The organism is Komagataeibacter melaceti (assembly GCF_003403295.1).
GTDB lineage: Bacteria > Pseudomonadota > Alphaproteobacteria > Acetobacterales > Acetobacteraceae > Komagataeibacter > Komagataeibacter melaceti.
In genome coordinates, this window is the sequence record NZ_QUWV01000151.1 from 40,543 (window position 1) to 61,919 (window position 21,377).

The following is a 21,377-nucleotide window of genomic DNA, read 5'->3' on the forward strand; positions in this document are numbered from 1 at the left end:
CAGGATACCCGCATGAGCGCGCCAACCCTCGGCCCTGAATTCGTCGGGCGTGCCGGGCAGATACTGGAACGGCTGAACCGCCTGTATCCGGCCCTGATCGACCTGTCCCTGACCCGGCTGGAAACACTGCTGGCGCGCCTTGGCCACCCCGAGCGGCACCTGCCGCCGGTGGTGCATGTGGCGGGCACCAATGGCAAGGGCAGCACATGCGCGCTGATGCGCGCCGTGGCCGAGGCCGCGGGCTGGCGGGTACATGTCCTGACCTCTCCCCACCTTGTCCATGTGACCGAGCGCTTCCGCATTGCGGGGGAACTGGTGGGGGAAAGCGAACTCACCGCCGTTCTGGAAGAAATCGAGCGGGTCAACGCGGGCGCGCCGATCACGGTGTTCGAGGTCCTGACGGCGGCGGGTTTCGTGCTGTGCGCGCGCCATCCGGCCGATCTCACCATTGTGGAGGTCGGTCTGGGCGGGCGGCATGACGCCACCAACGTGCTGCAACGCCCGGCAGCCTGCGCGATTACCGCCATCTCGATGGATCATGAGGCGTTCCTCGGCAATACGCTGGCGGCCATCGCGGGTGAGAAGGCCGGGATCATCAAACCCGATGTGCCGGTCACCACCGGCCGCCAGCCCGCCGAGGTCATGGAGGTGCTGGAGCGCACGGCGCGGGAAAACACGGCCCCCCTGTGGCGGCGTGACCATGAATGGTTCATTGCCCCCACACCCGATGGCGCGGGCCTGCATTACCGTGACACGCACGGCACGCTTGAACTGCCCCTGCCCGGGCTGGGTGGCGCGCACCAGATTGACAATGCCGGGCTGGCCGTGGCCACCCTGCGCGCCACGGGGCTGCCGCTGCCACCCGCCGCGTGGTCCGGCATCGCGCGCGCCGACTGGCCCGCGCGCATGCAGCGCCTGACCGGGCATCTGGCGGCACTCCTGCCCGAAGGGTGGGAACTGTGGCTTGATGGAGGCCATAACCCCGGCGCGGGTGAAGTGCTGGCACGCGTGATGGATGCGTGGCCCGACCGCCCGACCCATCTTGTCATCGGCATGAAACAGACCAAGGACGCCACCGGCTTCCTGGCCCCGCTCATGCCCCGCGCCGCATCCGTCCAGGCCGTGGCCGAGGAAAGCCAGCACCTGGCGCAGCCCGTGGCCGACATCATCGCGGCATCGGGCGGCAAGGCCACGGCTGGTCCGACATTACGGGCCGCGCTGGCGCATCTGGCGGCAGGCGCGCAGCCCACCACCCCGCCCGCGCGGGTTATCATATGCGGGAGCCTGTATCTGGCCGGGGTTGCCCTACAGCTTGATGGCTGGCAGGCAAGCTGACGCCGTATGTAAACGGCCCCCAATAACGCATCGGTAAAAAGTATAAAGTTTCTGGGTGCCGCCTTTTTTTCAAAAAGGCGGCGTTTCCTGACAGCTTTTCCGAACGGGAAAGGTTTACCCCTCCCCGGCCGATAGCGGGCGGCCCTGCCCGATTTCACGCAGCGGCAGGCCAGCCATAAGCCGCTGCTCGATCTTTTCAAGCGACATGCCACGGGTTTCCGGCACGAAGCGCCACGTCACCAGCACGAACACAAGGTTGAACCCCGCGAACAGCCAGAAGGTCATGCCATTACCCAGCCATTGCAGCAGGGACAGGAAGCTGGCCCCCACGATCATGTTGGCGACCCAGTTGGTCAGCGTGGAAATGGAAATGCCAAGGTCACGCCCCTGAATGGGCTGCACCTCCGAACACAGGACCCACATAAGCGGCCCGGCGGACATGGCAAAACCGGAAATATAGACCAGCAGCATGAAGACCGAGATGATCTGCTCCGTCTGCCCCAGATCGGAATGGTTCAGCACCAGCCCCAGAAAGCCCATGCCAATCGCCATGATGATGAAGCCGGTGTACAGGATCGGCTTGCGCCCCCAGCGGTCCACCAGCCCCACGGCAATGAACGTGGCCAGCATGTTCACCAGCCCCACCATGGCCGTACACCACAACTGCGCGGGGCCAACGTAGCCCGCCAGCGCGAATATGCGCGGGGCGTAATACATCACAACATTCACCCCCGCGAGCTGCTGCATGGCCTGCAGCGCGATGCCGAGGAAGATGGAACGGCGGAAATTGGCGTTATGGCGCAGCAGGCTCCAGCCGCGCTGCTTCATCTGCAACTGGCGGCTGATATTCTGTATTTCCCGCATGGCCACGCTCCGGTCGTCACGCAGGTCTTCAAGCACCTGCAGCGCCTCGTTCCGGCGGCCGCGCATCATGAGCCAGCGCGGGCTGTACGGCAGGAACAGCACGCCAATCAGGAACAGAACCCCCGGCACCGCCGCCACGGCGAACATGCCGCGCCAGTTGCCCGAGTAGCTGAACATCGTATTGGTCAGGAACGCGATGAAGATACCCGCCGTAATCATGAGCTGGTAGGTCGAGATCATGGCGCCGCGCGCCTGCTCGCTTGCGATTTCGGACAGGTAGAGCGGCGCGGTGAACGCCGCGACCCCGATGGCCAGCCCCATGACGAGGCGGCCGATGATCATGGACGGGATCGACCATGCCAGCGCACAGGCCAGCGACCCGGCAACAAACACCAGCGCGCCGACCAGCAGCGCATGCTTGCGCCCGATCTGGTGCGACATCCACCCTCCGCATAACGAGCCGATGGCCGCACCCCCCATCATGGCGCTGACAATCCATTCCTGTGCGATGGTGGATGCATGGAAGGCCCGCGCCACCAGATCCAGCGCGCCGGAAATGACCCCGATATCAAGCCCCGCCATAAGGCCGGCCAGTGCGGCGAGGCAACCGATGACAAGAGTACGCAGGCGGGCCGGGTCGAAGCCGGTGCCCTGGGGCTGGTTTTCCATCAAGTCCGGTCCTTTTGATCTTTTTTATTGCCGGTTTTCTTACTGTTCCGACCGGTCAATGCCGGTCAGCAGGTAAAACGATACACCATATCCGCGTGTCCGGTCAGGATCATTTTCCAGCAGGTCATCAACCATGAACCGCCGGACCCGGAAAATGACCGGCGGGCCATCCAGGGCGTCATGCTCCATCATGTCCGCCAGCCACGCGGCAACACCGGTGCGTTCCGTCAGCACCAGCGGCGCGCGTTCGGAAAACACAAGCGTGCCACGGGCCTGTATCGTATCCAGCCCGTCCTGTGTGGTCACATGGTAGAGATAACCATCCGGCCCGGTTCCTGCCCGCAGGGTGCCCATGTCCACCCTGCCTAGCCCCAGCGCCGTTATGTCCAGATAGGTCAGCCTGCGCCGCGCCTGTGGCGGCGGCACCGTGAACAGGTCCGGCTGTGTGGCCGGGTCCGGCGCGGGCGGGGTGGTTACCGCCGCCTTACGCCGCGCACCCCGGCGCGGGGCGCGGGCCATGGGCGCGAAAGGCAACTCCATCCCCCTGCCCTTCCGCCGCTGCGCCATGTCCCTGCCCCATCCATGCCGGTAGTAAGCTGCCGCCTTCCCTCAGGCGCAGGCGGCGCATATCCCTTCGGCCTCGATCGTACTCTGCCTGACAGAAAAGCCGCGTGCCTGCGTAACCTCAAGCAGCGCATGGAGGATATGGTGGTCATCCAGCTCCGTCACGCGCCCGCACCGGGTGCAGATCAGGAACTGCGCCGCATGGACATGACCATGGCAGGCATGGCCTGATTCCAGCATGTGCCGGCAGCCGACAAAGGCGGAAAGACGCTGTATCTTGTGGATCAGCCCCTGCTCCAGCAGGAAATCAAGCGCCCGGTACACCGTGGGCGGGGCCACCGGGCGGCCCCGGCTCGTGCGTATGCGTTCCAGCAGTTCATAGGCCCCCAGCGGGCGCTCGGCCGCCAGAACCAGCCCAAGCACCAGCCTGCGGATATCCGTCAGCCTTACGGCGCGTTCATGGCACAGGGCGGCGGCCTGATCGAGCAGCGCGTCCATCCCTTCGGCCTGGCCGGTCCCGGCCATCGGTGTCGTGCGGGCCACTGCTGGTGCTCCTGTGTCCGGTCGCCAGCATGACCCATCCAGCCAAAAGCCAAAGGCGGGCAGGGGTCAGTCCGGCAGGTAATCCACCCACATGGCCATCAATACCACGAAAAGGGCAAGCCCGGCATGTATCCAGATCAGCCGGTGCAGCGTCAAGACGGGAACCCTGCCCGCATGCATGCGTTTCTTGTCCGGTGTCTTGCCCATTTTATGCCTGTCTTCCCGTCAGATTGATCCGTCCCACCGCTCATGAAGCAGAAAACTGGATTTTTCCTTAACCGGGAACGGGCGGGCTATTCGTCCGTGTGGGGCAGCATGTGATAGGTGCGGTTGAAATAGACCAGCCCGCCGCGCGCGCTGCCGCTGCGCACGCTTTCCACCGCGCCGAACATGACGCTGTGGGTGCCGACTTCCACAATGCGTTCGATCCGGCAGTCAAGCGACAGGACCGCTTCCTCCAGCACGGGCGCGCCGGTGGTCAGCGTATCCCAGTGGCCGGAACGGAAACGCTCCGCCTGCTCGAGCGGGCTGGCGAACACGCCCGATATGTCCTTCTGTTCGGCCCCGAGCACGTTGATGCACATGGCCGCATCCACCCGGAAGCGGTCGCGCACGCGGGAATTGCGGTTGAGGCAGACCAGTACGGTGGGCGGCGTATCGGTGACCGAGCATACGGCGGAGGCCGTAAAACCCGCCGGGTCATCCAGTGTTCCGGTCGTAACGACATTTACCGCCGCGCCAAGGCGCGCCATGGCGTTACGAAAGGTAAGGGCGTCAACTCCCATGGTAATGTGCCTCAGTCGCTGTTGCATGCCGGTCGGTCCGCACGCAGCCGTGACGCCGGACGGTAGCCGGGGTAGCGCATTCTGCACCGGTTGAACACAGGAAACCGCACAAGGAAACCGCCGTATGAACCCTGAACTGGTACACATACGCCAGACCGGCAGGCTGGGGCGCATCACGCTTGACCGCCCCCGCGCGCTCAATGCCCTGAACATGGACATGATCACCCGCATAACCGACTGCCTGCGGGCCTGGCGGCACGACCCCACGATCGAGACCGTGCTGCTGGACAGCACCAGCCCCCGGGCGTTCTGCGCGGGGGGCGACATCCGCGCCATCCGCGCCCGGCTGGAACATGACGACTTTTCCGGCGCTGCGGAGCCATTCCGCAACAGCTACCGCCTGGCGTCGCTGCTGGCGGGATATGCCAAGCCGGTCGTCTCGTTTCTGGACGGGATCGCCATGGGCGGCGGGATCGGGCTGGGGGGGCATGTGCGCCACCGGATCGTGACCGAGCGCGCCTGCCTCGCCATGCCGGAAGTCGCCATTGCCCTGACGCCGGATGCGGGGGGTTCGTACCTCCTGTCCCGCGCGCCGGGGCTGAGCGGGCTGCGCCTGGCGCTGACGGGCGGGCGCATGAACGCCACCGCCGCCATTGATGCCGGCTTTGCCGACCGGCAGGCCCATTCCGATAAGCTGGACATGCTGGCCGATGCCCTGACCCGCCAGCCCGCGGGCCGTGTCATGGATGGCCTGACCCCATGCTCCACCCTGTCCCCTGGCCCGGATACGGCCACCATTGCGCCCGTTTACAGCGCGCCGGACATGCCCGAACTCCTGCGCAGGCTCAGCACCCATCCGGCCGACTGGGCGCGCGCGGATATGGAGGCGATGCAGGCCGCCAGCCCGTTTGCGCTGTGCGTCACCTTCGCCGCCTATCATGCGGCCCGCAGGCTGCCGGATCTGGACCATGTGCTGGAGCAGGAATTCCGCCTGATCTGCCACATGCTGCGCCGCCCGGACTTTGCCGAGGGCGTACGCGCCCGCCTGATCGACAAGGACAACGCCCCGCGCTGGACGCCGGACAGCATCGCCGCCGTCTCCGCATCCGAAGTCGCGGCCTGCCTGAATGACCCGCTGCCTTTCTCGCTGGACCTGCCGCTGCGCGGCCCCGACCTCCAGTAATTTATTATCACACGTAAAGTAGATAAAATGCCCCTTTCCAGAACCTACACCCCCGCCACGCACCACAGCCGACTGGGTGACGAATTCTATGATGTGGTGAAGGCCGCCGATTTCCCGGCCCATATCCTGCGCTACCGCAATGACGACGTATCGCCGCGCATCGGCCTCGACACGCTCGATGATGCGGAGTGGGTCCGCCATTTCGGTTATTTCGACCCGCTGCCCGGCTCCCTGCCCCGGCCGCTGGCGCTGCGCTATCACGGCCACCAGTTCCACGCCTACAACCCCGACCTGGGCGATGGGCGGGGCTTCCTGTTCGCGCAGCTCATGGACGGGGTGGACGGAAGGCTGCTGGACATAGGCACCAAGGGCAGCGGCACCACGCCCTGGTCACGTGGGGGCGACGGGCGGCTGACGCTCAAGGGCGGGGTGCGCGAAATCCTGGCCAGCGAACGGCTGGACGCGCTGGGCGTGCGTACATCACGCACCCTGAGCGTGGTCGAGACGGGCGAAAACCTGCACCGGGGCGATGAACCTTCCCCCACGCGGTCATGCGTGCTGGCGCGGCTCAGCCACTCGCACATCCGCATCGGCACGTTCCAGCGTCTGGTGGCGCATGATGACCGGGCCAGCATCGAACATCTGGTGGCCTACGTGATCGAGACCTATTACCCCCACCTGTCCGATGCGGCCGACCCTGCCGCGGCGCTGTATGATGCCGCGACCACCCGCATTGCCGAAATGACGGCGCAGTGGATGGCGGCGGGCTTTGTCCATGGCGTACTCAATACCGACAACGTCAATATTACCGGCGAGAGCTTTGATTACGGCCCGTGGCGGTTCCTGCCCCATTTCGACCCGGACTTTACCGCCGCCTATTTCGACCATTCCGGCCTGTACGCCTATGGCCGCCAGCCGCAGGCGATGATGTGGAACGTGGCGCGACTGGGGGAGTGCCTGCTGCCCCTTTCCCGCATTGAAACCATACAAAGTATTTTTAACGATTTTCAGGCACGGTACGAAAGATTTCTCGATATTACAGTGCTTAACCGGCTTGGCCTCAAGGAGATTTCAAGAAAATCATCTACTGATCTGCGCGAATCCCTGTTCTCTTTCATGGATGAAAGCCAGATTGGATTTGAATTTCCGTTTTTTGACTGGTATGGTGGCCCCCTAAGCCAGAAACGCGCCACATCAGGACTACATAAGGACTTTTATGCACAGGACAGCTTCCGGCCCCTGTTCGACCGGATCATGCTGCATGAGCCTGTACCGGGCATCGACCTGTCGCACCCTTATTTCGTGGGGGAAGCCCCGGCCATGATGCCCGTTGAAACGGTGGAAGCCATCTGGCAGCCCATCGCCACCGCCGATGACTGGTCGCGCCTGCACACCGAACTTGCCCGGATCGCAAGCATGAAAGCCGCCCTGGACACCACGCCCCGCTGACGCGGGGTGTGCGCACCACCCGCAGGGAACCGGACCGGCACGCCTGCTTTATAAATAACAAGAGAAAGGAGAAGGCCACCGCATGAATGATCAAGCCCCGCCTGCCCTGAACAACCAGTCAGATGTCGAACCGTTACCCGACCTGACCAACATCGAGATTTCCCCCAACGCCCGGAAGACTTTATGGCTCGCAGCCATCGTGGCCGCCATCTGCGGCGGCCTCTATGGTTACGATACCGGCATCGTCTCGGGGGCGCTGCTGCTCATTACGCGTGATTTCCACCTGAGCAGCTTCCTGCAGGAAATGGTGGCCTCGGCCATTCTGGCGGGCGCCGTGATCGGCTCGCTCCTGACGGGCTGGCTGTCGGAACATTACGGGCGCCGTTCCTCCGTCATGATCGTGACGGCGGTGTTCGTGCTGGGCGCGCTTGCCTGCGCCTTCTCGCCCGATGTTTACATGCTCATCATCTCCCGCGTGTTCCTTGGCCTCGCGGTGGGCGGGTCCACGCAGGTCGTGCCCATGTACATCTCGGAACTGGCCCCCGCGCACCAGCGCGGCCACATGGTCACGATGTTCAACATCGCGATTGGCATCGGCATCCTGGCGGCCAACATCATCGGCTTCGCCGCGCGCGACGCATGGGGCTGGCGGCCGATGGTGGCCATCGCGGCCATTCCGGCGGCCATCGTGTTCGTGTCGATGTTCTTCCTGCCCAAAAGCCCGCGCTGGGCAGCCGAGCATGAAAGCCTGGATTCCGCACTGGAACAGCTCCAGCGCATCCGCACGACCAAGCGCGAGGTCCGGCGCGAGATGCGCCACATCCACGCCAACGCGAACGAGGAAACCGACCCCCGCGATGTGGGCTGGCGTGGCGTCATGCAGCCATGGGTGCGTCCCGCCCTTGTCGCCGCCCTTGGCGTCGCCTTCTTCACGCAGGCGGGCGGGCTGGAAATGATGATCTATTACGCGCCGACCTTCCTGTCGGATGCGGGCTTTGGCAGTTCATCAGCCCTTATGGCCAGCATCGGCATTGCGGTCATCTATCTGGTCATGACCATTCTGGGCTCGAACATCGTTGACCGGATCGGTCGCCGCCGTCTGGTGCTGGTCATGGGGCCGGGCAGCGTCGTCAGCCTGATCGGGCTGGGGATCATGTTCCTCATCCACCCGCAGCCCGGCAGTGCGGGAAGCTGGCTGATCATCGCGTTCATGCTGCTGTTCATGATGTTCAACGCGGGCGGTATCCAGGTCGTGGGCTGGCTGCTGGGGGCGGAAATGTTCCCGCTTTCCATGCGCGGCAACGCCACCAGCCTGCATTCGGCCATGCTGTGGGGCAGTGACCTGCTGGTGACCAGCACGGCGCTGACGCTGGTCTCCAAGATCACGCTGGGTGGCACCATGTGGTTCTATGCCGGGGTGAACCTGCTGTCGGTGCTGTTCGTCTTCTTCATGGTGCCGGAAACGCGCGGCGCTTCGCTGGAAGACATCGAGGAAGCCCTGCGCCAGGGCCGTTTCCGCCCGACCCGCGGCAACACCGCCATTGCCGAGGAAGACGAAAACGAAGACTGACCCCTGCGGGCCGGGCTAGGACCTTACGGCCTGCCCGTCCGCCATCAGGTCAACCGTAGGGGCAGGGGAGACAGGCAGCTTCAGCACCTGCTGGTAGAAGGCCAGTTCCAGTTCCCACGCCCTGCGTATGGTCGCTTCCTGCCGGAAGCCATGGCCTTCACCCGCGAACTCATACAGCGCGCAGGGCACGCCACGCGCACGCAGGGCGGCCACCATCGACTCCGCCTGCGCGGGCGGCACCACCGCATCATCCAGCCCCTGCAGGAACAGCACCGGCACATGGATGCCTGCCACCTGCGTAATGGGTGAGCGGGCAAGGTAGGTGGCCTCATCAGCAGGGTAGGGGCCAACCAGCGTATCGAGATAGCGCGATTCAAATTTGTGCGTATCACGCGCCAGCGCGCGCAGGTCGGTTACGCCATACAGGCTGGTACCAGCCGCGAACAGGTCCGAACGGGCCAGCGCCAGCAGCACGGTCAGGCCACCGGCGCTGCTGCCGCGTATGACGATACGCGCCGGGTCAACCTGCCCGGTACGTGCCAGATGGTCACATGCGGCAATGCAGTCATCCACATCGACCACGCCCCACTGGCCTTCCAGCCGCTGGCGATAGGCCCGGCCAAACCCGACCGAGCCACCGTAATTCACATCCACCACGGCAAAGCCCCGGCTGGTCCACCACTGCACCTTGAACGAAAACGCGGCACTGGCGCGCCCCGTGGGACCACCATGGGCCATGACCACCAGCGGCGGCTTTTCCCCCGCCGGGCCTGCATAACGTGCATTGGCAGGCGCGTAGAAAAAGGCATGCCCGGCGCCGGAACCATCGGGCAGGGGGAAGCTGATGGGGCGGGGCAGGGCGATATCGCCAGCACTCAGGGGCAGTTCCGTCGCCCGCCGCAATACCGTGGGCGTCTGCCCCGGACCACCACGGACCACCGCCGCCGCATTATCGGATGGCGCATCAAGCCATGCGAACCCGTCCGTCCCCACCGGAACGGGACAGGCGGAAGGCGCACCGAAATCCAGCGGTGTCACCTTGCCCATATGGATCGAGACCAGCCGTGCCTCGCCCGCCTCGACCACCATGGCCAGAATATCGCCATTGGCCAGCGGCACGTAACTGCGCAGGCCAAAAACCCAGTGCGGCTGGCCAATTTCGGCCTCCATTGGCGCCAGGGCCTTCGGCGCGCCGAATGTGGTGTCAAAGGCGTAGAGGTTCCACCAGCCGCTCCGGTCCGACAGCGCCAGCAGGCGGCCCGCCATATCCCAGCATGGCTCGATAATGGATTCAGCCAGCCCTTCGCCGCCCGCGGCGGTCCACGGGGCGGCAAGACGCGGCGGGTCATCGCCTTCGCACAGCAGGCTGGCAATACGCAGCCGCGTCGCGTCCCACGGCATGGCGGGGTGGTCCCACTCGATCCATGCAAGGTAGCGCCCATCGGGCGAGGGACGGGGAGAGGACAGGAAATCCGGCCCCATCACCAGCGGCACGCCATCATTCAGGGCGGGGTCCACATCCGGGCCGCAATCCAGCGCCACGATGGCGGCGGCAGGTTCCTCATCCCCGGCGCGATGGTCTTCACGCACACAGAACAGGAAACGACCGTCGGGGCTGAAGGTCAGGTCGGCATAACGCAGTCCCGCCCCGGCGCACAGGCAGCGCGGGGTCCCGTTTTCCAGCAGCCAGACACTCCCGTCACGGCGGTTGCTGAATGCGACAGTCCCCTGCCGCACCGCATAGGCCCCGCCCCCATATTCATGCACGCGGGTGCCGACATCAAACGGGGCGGGCGTCATGTCGGACACTGTATTGCCATGTGCGCGGACCAGCACGCGGCGGCCGCCTTCCGCCGGGCGGCCTTCAATCCAGTAAACATCCCCACCATCGGAGCGCACATCCGACAATGCCACCGTCCGCCCCGCGACAAGGCCCGCACTGACGGGGGAAGGCCACGTGCCATAGGGGCGCACATCGGGGCCTGTCCTGTCGGCTGTGGGGGACTGGGTCATGTTCGTACTCCTGCCATTTGTGCGTGACAATGGGATCGGGATTGCGCAAACCGTTCTTCACGGTCTGGCTCCGTAACCTACATAACCTTTTTCTTTCTGACAGGTAGTCCGCTGCTCCAGCATCTTGAACAACTTTTCCAGCATTACGGATATGGCGTGATCGGGGTCATTGTCATGCTGGAAAGCATGGGCGCGCCCCTTCCGGCCGAGACACTGGTCATTTCCGCCGCGATCTACTGCGCCGCCACGCACAGGCTGGATATTGCGTGGGTTGCGACCGCAGCCACCATCGGCGCGATCATGGGCGACAATTTCGGCTACCTGATCGGCCGCTGGCTGGGCTACCCGCTGCTGGAGCGCAAGGGCTCACGGATCGGCCTGACACCGCGCCGCCTGCAGACGGGGCGTTTCCTGTTCCGGCGTTACGGAGGCGTGATTGTCTTTTTCGGGCGTTTCATCGCTATCCTGCGCATGTTCGTGGCCCTGCTGGCGGGGGCGAACCACATGCCATGGCCCAGCTTCCTGCTGTTCAACGCCATGGGCGGCATGCTGTGGGCGGGTGGGTATGCCTATGCGGCCTATTATCTGGGCCACAGGATCCTTCATATTTCCGGCCCGGTGGGCATAGCATTCGCGACCGGGGGCGGAATCATGCTGATATGCACCGTCATTTTCCTGCGCCGGCATGAAGCGCGCCTGACCGCCCGGGCCGAAGCCGCGGCGGAGCAGGAAATGACCCAATCCAGCGAACAGGTGGACAGATGAGCAGACACTGGACACTCCAACAGGCCCCCCGCATGGACGGCCGCCTTGCCCTTGTCACCGGCGCAACCGGCGGACTTGGCTACCAGACGGCCCTTGGCCTTGCCGCGCGCGGGGCGCGGGTCATGCTTACGGGCCGCAATGTGGAGAAGGGGCTGGACGCACTGGCCCGGCTGCAACATGACCAGCCGGGGGCGGATGCGAGCTTCCGCGTGCTGGATGTGGCAAGCCTTGAGTCAATCGCCACCTTTGCCCATGAACTGGCGCAGGAAACCGACCGGCTGGATGTGCTGGTCAACAATGCGGGCGTGATGGGCACCCCGCACCGGCTGGAAACGCGCGACGGGTTCGAACTCCAGTTCGGCACCAATTTCCTCGGCCCCTTCGCGCTGACCGCGCGGCTGCGCCCGCTGGTCTGCGCGGCAGATGGAGGGGGCCGGGTCGTAACGGTGGCCAGCCTTGCCGCGCTGAAGGGCCAGATCGTGTTTGACGACCTGCAGGGCCGCCGCCGTTACGCGCCCTTCCGCGCCTATGGGCAGAGCAAGCTGGCGGACCTTATCCTGGCGCTGGAACTTGACCGGCAGGCCCGCGCCCATGGCTGGCCGCTCCATTCCATAGCCGCGCATCCCGGCTGGGCCCGGACCGACATCGCCACCAGCCGCCTGACATCAAGGCAGGGCCTGCAGGAACGCCTGACGCGGGTGGGAGCGGTATGGGCCTTCCGGTTCATGGGGCAGTCGGCGGCACACGGTGCGCTGCCCATTGAATTCGCGGCCATGGCGCCCGAGGCGCGCGATGGCGGCTATTACGGCCCCGACGGGCCGGGCGAACGCCGGGGCCACGTGGCCGAGGCATGGATTCCGCCTGCCGCCACCAACCTGACCACCGCACGGCGGCTGTGGCAGGTGGCGGAACGGCTGACCGGCACCGCCCTGTCCTGATCAGCGGCGCACGAACGTCCAGTACAGCGGCTGCCGCCCGGCCTTCAGCGCCTTGGCCTCGTACCGGGTAGGGGGCCAGCCTTCGGGGCGGATGCGTGCAGGGGGTGCGGTTTCAAACAGGTCCTGCGCGCCCATGACTTCCTCCACCCATGCCTGATAGGTCGGGTCATCGCTCGCCACGCGCCAGATCGCACCGGGGCGGAGGATGCGCGCGGCCAGCCTGACCGTTTCAGGGTGGATGAAGCGCCGCTTCGCATGCCGTGACTTGGGCCACGGGTCAGGGAACATGAGGAACATGCGGTCAATGGACGCATCAGGCAGGCGCTGCAGCAGAATGCGCGCATCCTCGTCCCATATCCGCAGCAGGTCGGGCACGGGGGCGGTTTCCTCGCCCCCTTCGGGCACCACGCGCGACAGCAGGGAACACAGGCCGTTCTCGAACACCTCGCAGGCGATATATCCCACATCGGGGTGTGCGGCGTGCTGGGCCAGTGAATGTTCACCGCCCCCGAAGCCGACTTCCAGCCAGATCTGCTGCGGCGCGCGGCCAAAGCCTGCCGCCGGGTCCGCAATGGCGGATTCAGGGAAACGCAGCCGTGGCAGCGTCTGGTCCAGAAGCCGTTGCTGGCGCGCACGCAGCGGGTGGCCGCGCTGCCGCCCGTAAAGCCGTTCTGGAGATGCCTTTACATCCACGGAGGCCGTCATATGTCCGAAAATCCTGCTCCTGCTGCCATGCGGGCTGACCGCGCGGCATGATTACCCCTGTGCCGGGGCCATGATTGGAACGCAACGGGGGCCGCCGCGACCGGCTTTTGCAAGCAGTCATGGCAGGCCCCCGATGGTCCCGGCCCCGATGGGCCGGATCGGGCGGGAAAAGCTTCCCGCCCTTTGATCCCGATGTGATCCTTAGCGGTTGAAGGCACCACGCAGAGCATCGACCAGATCAGTCTGCTCCCAGGTGAAATCGTCCTTCGCCGCATCCGGCGTACGGCCGAAATGGCCATAGGCGGAGGTCTGGGTGTAGATCGGGCGGTTCAGGCGCAGGTGCTTGCGGATGCCACGGGGGGAGAGGTCCATGACTTCGCGCAGCACACGGCCCAGCTTGGCCTCGTCCACGTCCTTGCCCGTGCCATCAAGGTCAACATAGACCGACAGCGGGTGGGACACGCCGATGGCGTAGGAAATCTGCAGCGTGCAGCGGTCGGCCAGACCGGCGGCAACCACATTCTTGGCCAGGTAGCGGCAGGCATAGGCAGCCGAACGGTCAACCTTCGTCGGGTCCTTGCCCGAGAACGCGCCGCCGCCATGCGGGGCCGCACCGCCATAGGTATCCACGATGATCTTGCGCCCCGTCAGGCCACAGTCACCATCCGGGCCACCGATCACGAACACGCCGGTCGGGTTGACGTAGAATTCGTCCTCGGGGCACATCCAGCCCTGCGGCAGGACATCACGCACGATGCTGCCCAGTTCCTCACGGATGGTGGCCTGGCTGGCACCTTCGACATGCTGGGTGGAGATCACGACCGAGGTGGCGCCAACGGGCTTGCCATCGACATAGCGCAGGGTCACCTGGCTTTTCGCATCCGGCTGCAGGGCGGCGGCGCGCGGGTCGCCCGCCTTGCGCAGGTCACGCACGCGGTGCAGGATTTCATGCGCGTAGAACAGCGGCGCAGGCATCAGGCTTTCGGTCTCACGCGTGGCGAAACCGAACATGATGCCCTGGTCGCCAGCGCCTTCGTCCTTCTCACCCGCGCTGTCCACGCCCACCGCGATATCGGCGGACTGCGCATGCAGGTAATATTCGACTTCCGCGTTGCGCCAGGAGAAACCGGCCTGATCGTAGCCGATGTCCTTTACCGCATCACGCGCGCCCTGGATGAGCTTCTCCGGCGTGACGGAGGCCGGACCGCGCACTTCACCAGCCAGAATGATGCGGTTGGTGGTGACCATCGTTTCACACGCAACGCGCGATTCACCGTCCGCGGCCAGAAATGCGTCGAGAACGGTATCACTGATCCGGTCGGCGACCTTGTCAGGATGCCCTTCGGATACTGATTCCGATGTGAACAGAAAATCGCCTTTATTACGCATAATGGTCCTGTCTGCCTCGTGTAGAGTAGGAATAAGCAACGCCCATGGAGCCTGACGTACGATCGGATGCGTTTGGCGGAAACAAAAACAAGCGTCAAGCCATTTCCATAAATACCACCATCCCGCCCTGCTTATGGGTGCGCTGCGTCAACTGGCGACAGGATCAAGCCCCAGCACGTTATCCATGGAATAGAGGCCCGGCGCGCGCGCGCGCAGCCATCCGGCCGCCCGGACCGCGCCGGTGGCATAGACCCGGCGGTCGAACGAGCGATGGGTCAGGATGATCTGCTCATGGCCGGAGGTGAAGATGACCGAATGTTCCCCCACGATCTGCCCGCCACGCAACGCGGCAAAGCCGATCGCACCATCGGCGCGCGGGCCGGTATGGCCATCGCGCCCGCTTTCAATATGGTCTTCCAGCCTGATGCCACGCCCCTCGGCAACGGCGCGCCCCATGGCCAGCGCCGTGCCCGATGGTGCATCCACCTTCTGCCGGTGATGCATTTCCAGTATCTCGGCGTCATAGTCGCTGCCGGGCAGGGCCGCACCCATCTGGCGCGCAAGGCGGGTGACCAGCGTCACACCGGCCGAGAAATTGGCCGCCTGCACCACGGGCACCTCGCGGGCCGCCGCATCAACCGCCTGCTGCTGCGCCGCTGACAGGCCGGTGGTGCCCAGCACCCATGCCGTCCCGACCTTACGCAGCGCGGCGGCATGTTCCACCACCGTATCGGCATGGGTAAAATCAATGATTACATCGCAATTACGCGCAAGTTCCGCAATATCCGCGTAAACCGGGCAATCAATACCGGCAACGGGGCTGCCATCGCGTGTTGTGCCACCTGCAAGCACTGCGCCACCTGCCGGCACTTCTTCAGCCAGAAGGCGACCGACACGACCGTTCAGGCCCGCGATCCCGATACGCAATGGCTGCGCGTTCATTGAGCTTTCTCCACCAGTCCAGACATAGAAATGGCGGCGCGACCGGGGGATCGCGCCGCCTGACCCTACTCATGGTGCGAGTTGGGGGGATTCACCATGAATAGTGTCCAGACCCTACACCTGAACAATCGGCAATTTCAACTGCCGCCCGGTCATGCCAGCCAAGGCCAGCGGGACGGGGTCAGAGCTTGCCTTCAAAAAAGTCCTTCACCTTGCTGAAAAAGCCGGTGCTTTCAGGACTGCCCTTGGCGTGGCCCGCCGCGTCGCCCTCAAACTCCTCCAGCAGTTCACGTTGCTGTTTGCTCAGGTGGCGCGGCGTTTCCACCACAACCTGAATGTACATGTCCCCCCGCGCGGAGGAGCGCAGTACGGAGAAGCCCTTGCCGCGCAGGCGGAACTGCTCGCCTGTCTGCGTTCCGGCCGGAATCTTGACCTTGGTGCGCGAGCCATCCACGACAGGCACCTCGATTTCCGTACCAAGGGCTGCCTGCCCCATGCGCACGGGCACGCGGCAATAGACGTTGGCCCCATCGCGCTGGAAGATGGGGTGCGGCTCAACAGCGACATGCACATACAGGTCGCCCGCCGGAACCCCCTTGCCCCCGGCCTCGCCCGCGCCGGAAATGCGGATGCGGGTACCATCCTCAACCCCTGCGGGGATCGCGACCTCGATGCTGCGGTTCTTTTCCACCGTGCCCGTGCCGTGACATTCCTTGCACGGGTTACGGATCAGGCGGCCCGAGCCGTGGCAGGTGGGGCAGGGACGTTCAACAAAGAAAAAGCCCTGCTGCGCACGCACCTTGCCCGCGCCATGGCACGAAGGGCAGGTCTCGGGCTGCTGGTCCTTGTCAGCGGAACCGGTGCCATCGCAGCTTTCGCAGATGACGCGGGTGGGAACGGTGATCTTCTTCTTAACGCCGGAAAACGCCTCGGCGAAGGTAATGGTCACCTGCACCTGAAGGTCGGCGCCCGAACGACGGCCACCGCCACCCCGGCGTCCGCCCATCATGTCCCCGAACATCTGCTCGAAGATGTCACCCAGGCCGCCACCGCCAAAATCGAACCCGCCCGCGCCGGGGCCACCGCCCTCGAACGCCGCATGGCCGAAGCGGTCATAGGCGGCACGCTTCTGATCGTCCTTCAGGACATCATAGGCTTCGTTGATTTCCTTGAATTTGTTTTCCGCTTCCTCGTCACCCTGATTGCGGTCGGGGTGATACTTCATGGCCAGCTTGCGATACGCCCGCTTGATCTCGTCACCATTGGCATCGCGCGAAACTTCAAGGACTGCGTAATAATCTATCTTGGTGGCCATGTGGGTCCTCTAGCAAACGCGGCTGGCTGACATGTCGCAGCGGGATGCCCGCGTTCCAGATCTTGTGTCGTTATGCGGAATATGAAAAGCGCCCGTCTTCACAGAAGCACGGGCGCCATCCTTGAAGAATGGGGGCACGGACCGGAAGCCCGCACCACCATTTTCGGAGCCTGTATGACGCCGCGTGGCGTTATCAGGCCTTCTTGGAGTCGTCCACGTCCTCGAAGTCGGCGTCGACCACCTTTTCATCCTTCGGCGCGCCACCCGGTGCGGCACCGGCTGCGGCCTCGGCTTCACCGCCAGCCTTGTAGACGGCTTCACCCACCTTCATGGCGGCCTGCGTCAGGCGATCGGTCGCCTTCTTCAGGGCTTCGCTGTCCGTGCCTTCAAGCGCCTTGCGGACTTCGGCAATCGCTTCCTCGGCTTCGGTCTTGTCGGCCGCAGGAACCTTGTCGCCAGCTTCGCTCAGCGACTTCTCGACCTGATGGGTCAGACCTTCAGCCTGGTTGCGGGCCTCGACCTGTTCCTTCTTGGCCTTGTCAGCCGTGGCGTTGGCCTCGGCATCCTTGACCATCTTCTCGATCTCGGACTCGGACAGACCACCAGAAGCCTGGATCTTGATCTGCTGTTCCTTGCCGGTCGCCTTGTCCTTGGCCGAGACGGACACGATGCCGTTGGCGTCGATGTCGAAGGTCACCTCGATCTGCGGCACGCCACGCGGGGCGGGGGCGATGCCGGTCAGGTCGAAGTTGCCCAGCAACTTGTTGTCAGCCGCCATCTCACGTTCGCCCTGATAGACCTTGATGGTCACGGCGCTCTGGTTGTCTTCCGCGGTCGAGAAGGTCTGGCTCTTCTTGGTCGGGATGGTCGTGTTGCGGTCGATCAGACGGGTGAACACGCCACCCAGCGTCTCGATACCCAGCGACAGCGGGGTCACGTCCAGCAGCAGAACGTCCTTCACGTCACCCTGCAGCACCGCGCCCTGCACCGCAGCGCCAATGGCCACGACTTCGTCAGGGTTCACGTTGCGGGCGGGGTCCTTGCCGAAGAACTGCTTGACCGCCTCGATCACCTTGGGCATGCGCGTCATGCCGCCGACGAGGATGACCTCATCAATCTCGGCAGCCGACACGGCGGCGTCCTTCAGGGCGGCGCGGCAGGGTTCCAGCGTGCGCTGGATCAGGTCGTCCACCAGGCTTTCCAGCTTGGCGCGGGTCAGCTTCAGCACAAGGTGCTTCGGACCGGAGGCATCAGCCGTGATAAACGGCAGGTTGATCTCGGTCTCCTTGGAGGAAGACAGCTCGATCTTCGCCTTTTCCGCCGCTTCCTTCAGGCGCTGCAGAGCCAGCTTGTCCTGACGCAGGTCGATGCCCTGGTCACGCTTGAACTCATCGGCCAGGTAGCTGATGATGCGGGCGTCGAAGTCTTCACCGCCGAGGAAGGTGTCACCGTTGGTGGACTTCACCTCGATCACACCATCGGAGATTTCGAGGACGGAAACGTCGAACGTGCCGCCACCAAGGTCATAGACCGCGATGGTGCCGCTGTTCTTCTTCTGCAGGCCATAGGCCAGCGCCGCCGCCGTCGGCTCGTTGATGATGCGCAGCACTTCCAGACCGGCGATGCGGCCCGCGTCCTTTGTGGCCTGACGCTGGGCGTCGTTGAAGTAGGCCGGAACGGTGATGACAGCCTGCTTGACCGTCTCGCCAAGGTAAGCCTCGGCCGTTTCCTTCATCTTGCCCAGGATGAAGGCGGAGATCTGGGCGGGAGCGTATTTCTTGCCCTGTGCCTCGACCCATGCGTCGCCGTTGTCACCCTTTACGATTTCGTAGGGGACCAGTTCCTTGTCCTTGGCCACGGTCGGGTCATCATAACGGCGCCCGATCAGGCGCTTGACCGCATACAGCGTGTTGGACGGGTTGGTGACGGCCTGACGCTTCGCGGCCTGACCGACCAGCATTTCACCGCTGTCGGTGAAGGCGACCATGGACGGGGTCGTGCGTGCGCCTTCGCTGTTCTCGATAACCCGGGTTTCGTCGCCTTCACGCACGGCAACGCAGGAATTGGTCGTACCAAGGTCGATACCGATAACCTTGCTCATTCAGATACTCTCCTTTTCAGCGGCCTGTCCGGACCCGAAGCATCGGGACAGACCCTTTCTTTCATATCGCCCGGCGGCGGATGGACTGTCTGTTCCACATCCATCCAGACACCGGTGTTATATCCGATGTAGGCAACCCGCACGCAGCTTTCAAGGGGATGAAAACACGCGCGGACAAGGATTTCATCCCGCCTGCGCCGGACCTTTCGACACCACGACCATGGCGGGCTTGAGCAGCCGCCCGTGCAGGGTCCATGCCGGTGTCCAGGACTCCATCACGGTGCCCGCGGCGTGTTCATCGCTGTGCTGTTCCGCCATGGCCTGGTGCAGGTTGGCGTCGAAGGGCTTGCCCTTCGCATCCACGGCGCTGATGCCGTTGCGCTCGAGAATTCCCATGAAGGAACGCTCGGTGCTTTCGATCCCCTCACGCATGCGGGTGAGGATGTTGTCCTCGCCCTCGGTCGCCTGGGGCAGGCTGGCCAGCGCGCGCTTGAGGTTTTCCGCCGCTTCGACCACGTCCTTGGCGAATTTCTGCACGGCGTACTGCCGGGCGTCCTCCACCTCGCGCTTGGCGCGGTTGCGGACGTTCTGCATTTCCGCCTCGGCGCGCATCCATTTGTCGCGCATGGCGGAAACCTCGGCCTCAAGCTCGGCTATGCGCGGGTTCGTCGCGCCATCCTCCGGCGCCGCACCCTGTGCGGGACCGGGCTGTTCACCCCCCGTGGGGGCCTGGGTGCCTTCGCCTGCTGCGGCATCGGCAAAGGGGTTATGCTCTGTGTTCTCGCTCATGCTCTTACAAGTAGGTAACGGCTGACCGATGGACAAGGCGTTGCGTTACGGACAGGCATGCCGTTTTTGCGCAACGTCCCTGCCATGAACGGCACAGCCGGAATGCCTGTGACATTCCAGTGAAGCAGGATAACCGCATCCCCTCATGACATGCGGACGTATATAACGCTATGCTGCCGCCGCCTGTCGGGCAAGGCATGGTAGCCACGCCCGCCCCGGCGAAGAAGCAAAAAGAGAGCCCCCATGGAGCCAACGAAACAGACGATCGTGCTGGTGGACGATGACAGGAACATCCTGACCTCCGTGCAGATGACGCTGGAGGCGGAAGGTTTCATTGTCCGCACCTATACTGATGGTGAAAGCGCGCTGCACGGTCTGTTGTCACGCCCGGCCGACCTTGCGGTGCTGGACATCAAGATGCCGCGCATGGATGGCATGGAGCTGCTCCAGCGCCTGCGCGCGCGTTCGCAGCTTCCGGTCATCTTCCTGTCCTCGAAGGATGAGGAGGTGGACCAGCTCATGGGCCTGCGGCTGGGTGCAGATGACTACATCACCAAACCGTTTTCGCAGCGCCTGCTGCTCGAGCGCATCCGCGCGCTGCTGCGCCGCAACGAGGTCTCGCGCAGCGAGGCCACGGGCATGAGCCCCACCGGCACGATGGTGCGTGGCAACCTGTCGCTGGATGAGACGCGCCACCAGTGCCTGTGGCATGGCCGCGACATCCAGCTTACGGTGACCGAGTTCCTGCTGGTCAAGGCACTTGCCGCCCGCCCCGGCCTGGTCAAGTCCCGTGACCAGTTGATCGACGCCGCCTATGGCGAGAACATCTATGTCGATGACCGCACCATCGACAGCCACATCAAGCGTGTGCGCAAGAAATTCCGGCAGGTGGACGAGGCGTTCAACCAGATCGAGACGCTGTACGGAATCGGCTACCGCTACAAGGAAGAATGACCCGGCCGGATGTCACGCCCTGTCCTGTCCTCCCTTCCGCTGCCCGCGCGCCTGCGCCGCCTGATCCCGCGCCGCTGGATGCGGGGGGAGGGCGAAAAGGCGGTGGCGGAATTCATGGAATACCGCGCCCGGCTGGTGTCACCGCTCATGCGGCGCATCCTGCTGGTCAATACCGTGCCGCTGGGCCTGCTGGCGCTGACGCTGCTCTACCTGACGCAGTTCCAGAACAGCCTGCTGGAAGCCGAGGTCTCGGCCCTGCGGGAGCAGGCGCGCATCTATGCCGGCGCGCTGGGGCAGAGCGCGGTCACACTCTCGCACCATGATGTGACGCTGGAGCCCGGCCTTGCCCGCCCGCTGCTGGTGCGCCTGACCGAACCCAGCCCGAGCGCCCATGCCCGCCTGTTCGCCCCTGACGGGCAGGTGGTGGCCGATAGCCGGGTGGAACAGAACGCCACCCCTGCCGGGGGAAAGAAGGCAGCCCCCCCCACCCCGGAGGAGGAAGAG

20 protein-coding genes are annotated in these 21,377 nt (G+C 64.6%); 8 read left to right on the forward strand and 12 right to left on the reverse strand.

Annotation, left to right across the window (positions count from 1 at the left end):
* Positions 1-12 precede the first annotated feature (12 nt).
* Positions 13-1,335 carry a bifunctional folylpolyglutamate synthase/dihydrofolate synthase gene (locus DY926_RS14745; RefSeq protein ID WP_116704059.1) on the forward strand — a complete coding sequence of 441 codons (1,323 nt, stop codon included), beginning with the start codon at positions 13-15 and terminating at the stop codon, positions 1,333-1,335.
* Positions 1,336-1,449: 114 nt separating this feature from the next.
* On the opposite strand, the gene DY926_RS14750 is transcribed toward DY926_RS14745, so the two are convergent.
* The 5 genes from DY926_RS14750 to DY926_RS14765 all read right to left on the reverse strand — a co-directional run bounded on the left by DY926_RS14750 (position 1,450) and on the right by DY926_RS14765 (position 4,760).
* Positions 1,450-2,868, reverse strand: a complete 1,419-nt coding sequence (locus DY926_RS14750) for a sugar porter family MFS transporter (protein WP_116704060.1) — start codon at positions 2,866-2,868, stop codon at positions 1,450-1,452.
* A gap of 39 nt (positions 2,869-2,907) precedes the next feature.
* The gene (locus DY926_RS14755; protein ID WP_116704061.1) at positions 2,908-3,435 is read right to left on the reverse strand and encodes a hypothetical protein; all 528 of its coding nucleotides are present in this window, start codon (positions 3,433-3,435) and stop codon (positions 2,908-2,910) included.
* A 42-nt stretch (positions 3,436-3,477) separates the two neighbouring features.
* Positions 3,478-3,975: a transcriptional repressor gene (locus DY926_RS14760; protein ID WP_408886075.1), complete on the reverse strand. Its 498-nt coding sequence runs from the start codon at positions 3,973-3,975 to the stop codon at positions 3,478-3,480.
* 66 nt (positions 3,976-4,041) lie between these two features.
* On the reverse strand, positions 4,042-4,182 hold the full coding sequence (locus DY926_RS17600; protein WP_186336190.1) for a hypothetical protein: 141 nt from the start codon (positions 4,180-4,182) through the stop codon (positions 4,042-4,044).
* Between the two features lie 86 nt (positions 4,183-4,268).
* Positions 4,269-4,760, reverse strand: coding sequence for a flavin reductase (locus tag DY926_RS14765; protein WP_116704063.1), 492 nt, complete (start codon positions 4,758-4,760; stop codon positions 4,269-4,271).
* A 124-nt stretch (positions 4,761-4,884) separates the two neighbouring features.
* Between DY926_RS14765 and DY926_RS14770 the strand changes: the two genes are divergently transcribed.
* The 3 genes from DY926_RS14770 (at position 4,885) to DY926_RS14780 (ending at position 8,962) form a co-directional block, all read left to right on the forward strand.
* Positions 4,885-5,943, forward strand: coding sequence for an enoyl-CoA hydratase/isomerase family protein (locus DY926_RS14770; RefSeq protein ID WP_116704064.1), 1,059 nt, complete (start codon positions 4,885-4,887; stop codon positions 5,941-5,943).
* Positions 5,944-5,970: 27 nt separating this feature from the next.
* Entirely contained in the window at positions 5,971-7,392 is a 1,422-nt protein-coding gene (locus DY926_RS14775) for a protein adenylyltransferase SelO (protein ID WP_116704065.1), read from the forward strand.
* Positions 7,393-7,474: 82 nt separating this feature from the next.
* The gene (locus DY926_RS14780) at positions 7,475-8,962 is read left to right on the forward strand and encodes a sugar porter family MFS transporter (RefSeq protein ID WP_116704066.1); all 1,488 of its coding nucleotides are present in this window, start codon (positions 7,475-7,477) and stop codon (positions 8,960-8,962) included.
* Positions 8,963-8,977: 15 nt separating this feature from the next.
* Here DY926_RS14780 and DY926_RS14785 read toward each other — a convergent pair whose 3' ends face one another.
* Complete coding sequence (locus tag DY926_RS14785; protein WP_116704067.1) at positions 8,978-10,975, reverse strand: S9 family peptidase; 1,998 nt, start codon at positions 10,973-10,975, stop codon at positions 8,978-8,980.
* Positions 10,976-11,131: 156 nt separating this feature from the next.
* Here DY926_RS14785 and DY926_RS14790 point away from each other — a divergent pair, with 156 nt between their 5' ends.
* Together DY926_RS14790 and DY926_RS14795 are read left to right on the forward strand one after the other, a co-directional pair.
* On the forward strand, positions 11,132-11,740 hold the full coding sequence (locus tag DY926_RS14790; protein WP_338034347.1) for a DedA family protein: 609 nt from the start codon (positions 11,132-11,134) through the stop codon (positions 11,738-11,740).
* Positions 11,737-12,678 carry an SDR family oxidoreductase gene (locus DY926_RS14795; protein WP_116704068.1) on the forward strand — a complete coding sequence of 314 codons (942 nt, stop codon included), beginning with the start codon at positions 11,737-11,739 and terminating at the stop codon, positions 12,676-12,678. The genes DY926_RS14790 and DY926_RS14795 overlap by 4 nt, the downstream gene beginning before the upstream one ends.
* On the opposite strand, the gene trmB is transcribed toward DY926_RS14795, so the two are convergent.
* The 6 genes from trmB to DY926_RS14825 form a co-directional block, all read right to left on the reverse strand.
* A complete protein-coding gene (trmB, locus tag DY926_RS14800) occupies positions 12,679-13,383 on the reverse strand; it encodes a tRNA (guanine(46)-N(7))-methyltransferase TrmB (RefSeq protein ID WP_116704069.1) in 705 nt (234 codons plus the stop codon).
* A 201-nt stretch (positions 13,384-13,584) separates the two neighbouring features.
* Entirely contained in the window at positions 13,585-14,772 is a 1,188-nt protein-coding gene (metK, locus tag DY926_RS14805) for a methionine adenosyltransferase (protein WP_116704070.1), read from the reverse strand.
* 147 nt (positions 14,773-14,919) lie between these two features.
* On the reverse strand, positions 14,920-15,714 hold the full coding sequence (gene dapB / locus DY926_RS14810; protein ID WP_116704071.1) for a 4-hydroxy-tetrahydrodipicolinate reductase: 795 nt from the start codon (positions 15,712-15,714) through the stop codon (positions 14,920-14,922).
* A gap of 181 nt (positions 15,715-15,895) precedes the next feature.
* Positions 15,896-17,029, reverse strand: a complete 1,134-nt coding sequence (dnaJ, locus tag DY926_RS14815) for a molecular chaperone DnaJ (protein ID WP_116704072.1) — start codon at positions 17,027-17,029, stop codon at positions 15,896-15,898.
* A 193-nt stretch (positions 17,030-17,222) separates the two neighbouring features.
* On the reverse strand, positions 17,223-19,130 hold the full coding sequence (dnaK, locus tag DY926_RS14820) for a molecular chaperone DnaK (RefSeq protein ID WP_116704073.1): 1,908 nt from the start codon (positions 19,128-19,130) through the stop codon (positions 17,223-17,225).
* Positions 19,131-19,313: 183 nt separating this feature from the next.
* On the reverse strand, positions 19,314-19,919 hold the full coding sequence (locus DY926_RS14825; RefSeq protein WP_116704074.1) for a nucleotide exchange factor GrpE: 606 nt from the start codon (positions 19,917-19,919) through the stop codon (positions 19,314-19,316).
* A gap of 243 nt (positions 19,920-20,162) precedes the next feature.
* On the opposite strand from DY926_RS14825, the gene DY926_RS14830 reads away from it, so the two are divergent.
* Positions 20,163-20,873, forward strand: coding sequence for a response regulator transcription factor (locus DY926_RS14830; protein ID WP_116704075.1), 711 nt, complete (start codon positions 20,163-20,165; stop codon positions 20,871-20,873).
* Positions 20,874-20,882: 9 nt separating this feature from the next.
* On the forward strand, positions 20,883-21,377 hold a 495-nt coding region (locus DY926_RS14835), incomplete at its 3' end, for a stimulus-sensing domain-containing protein (RefSeq protein WP_186336191.1).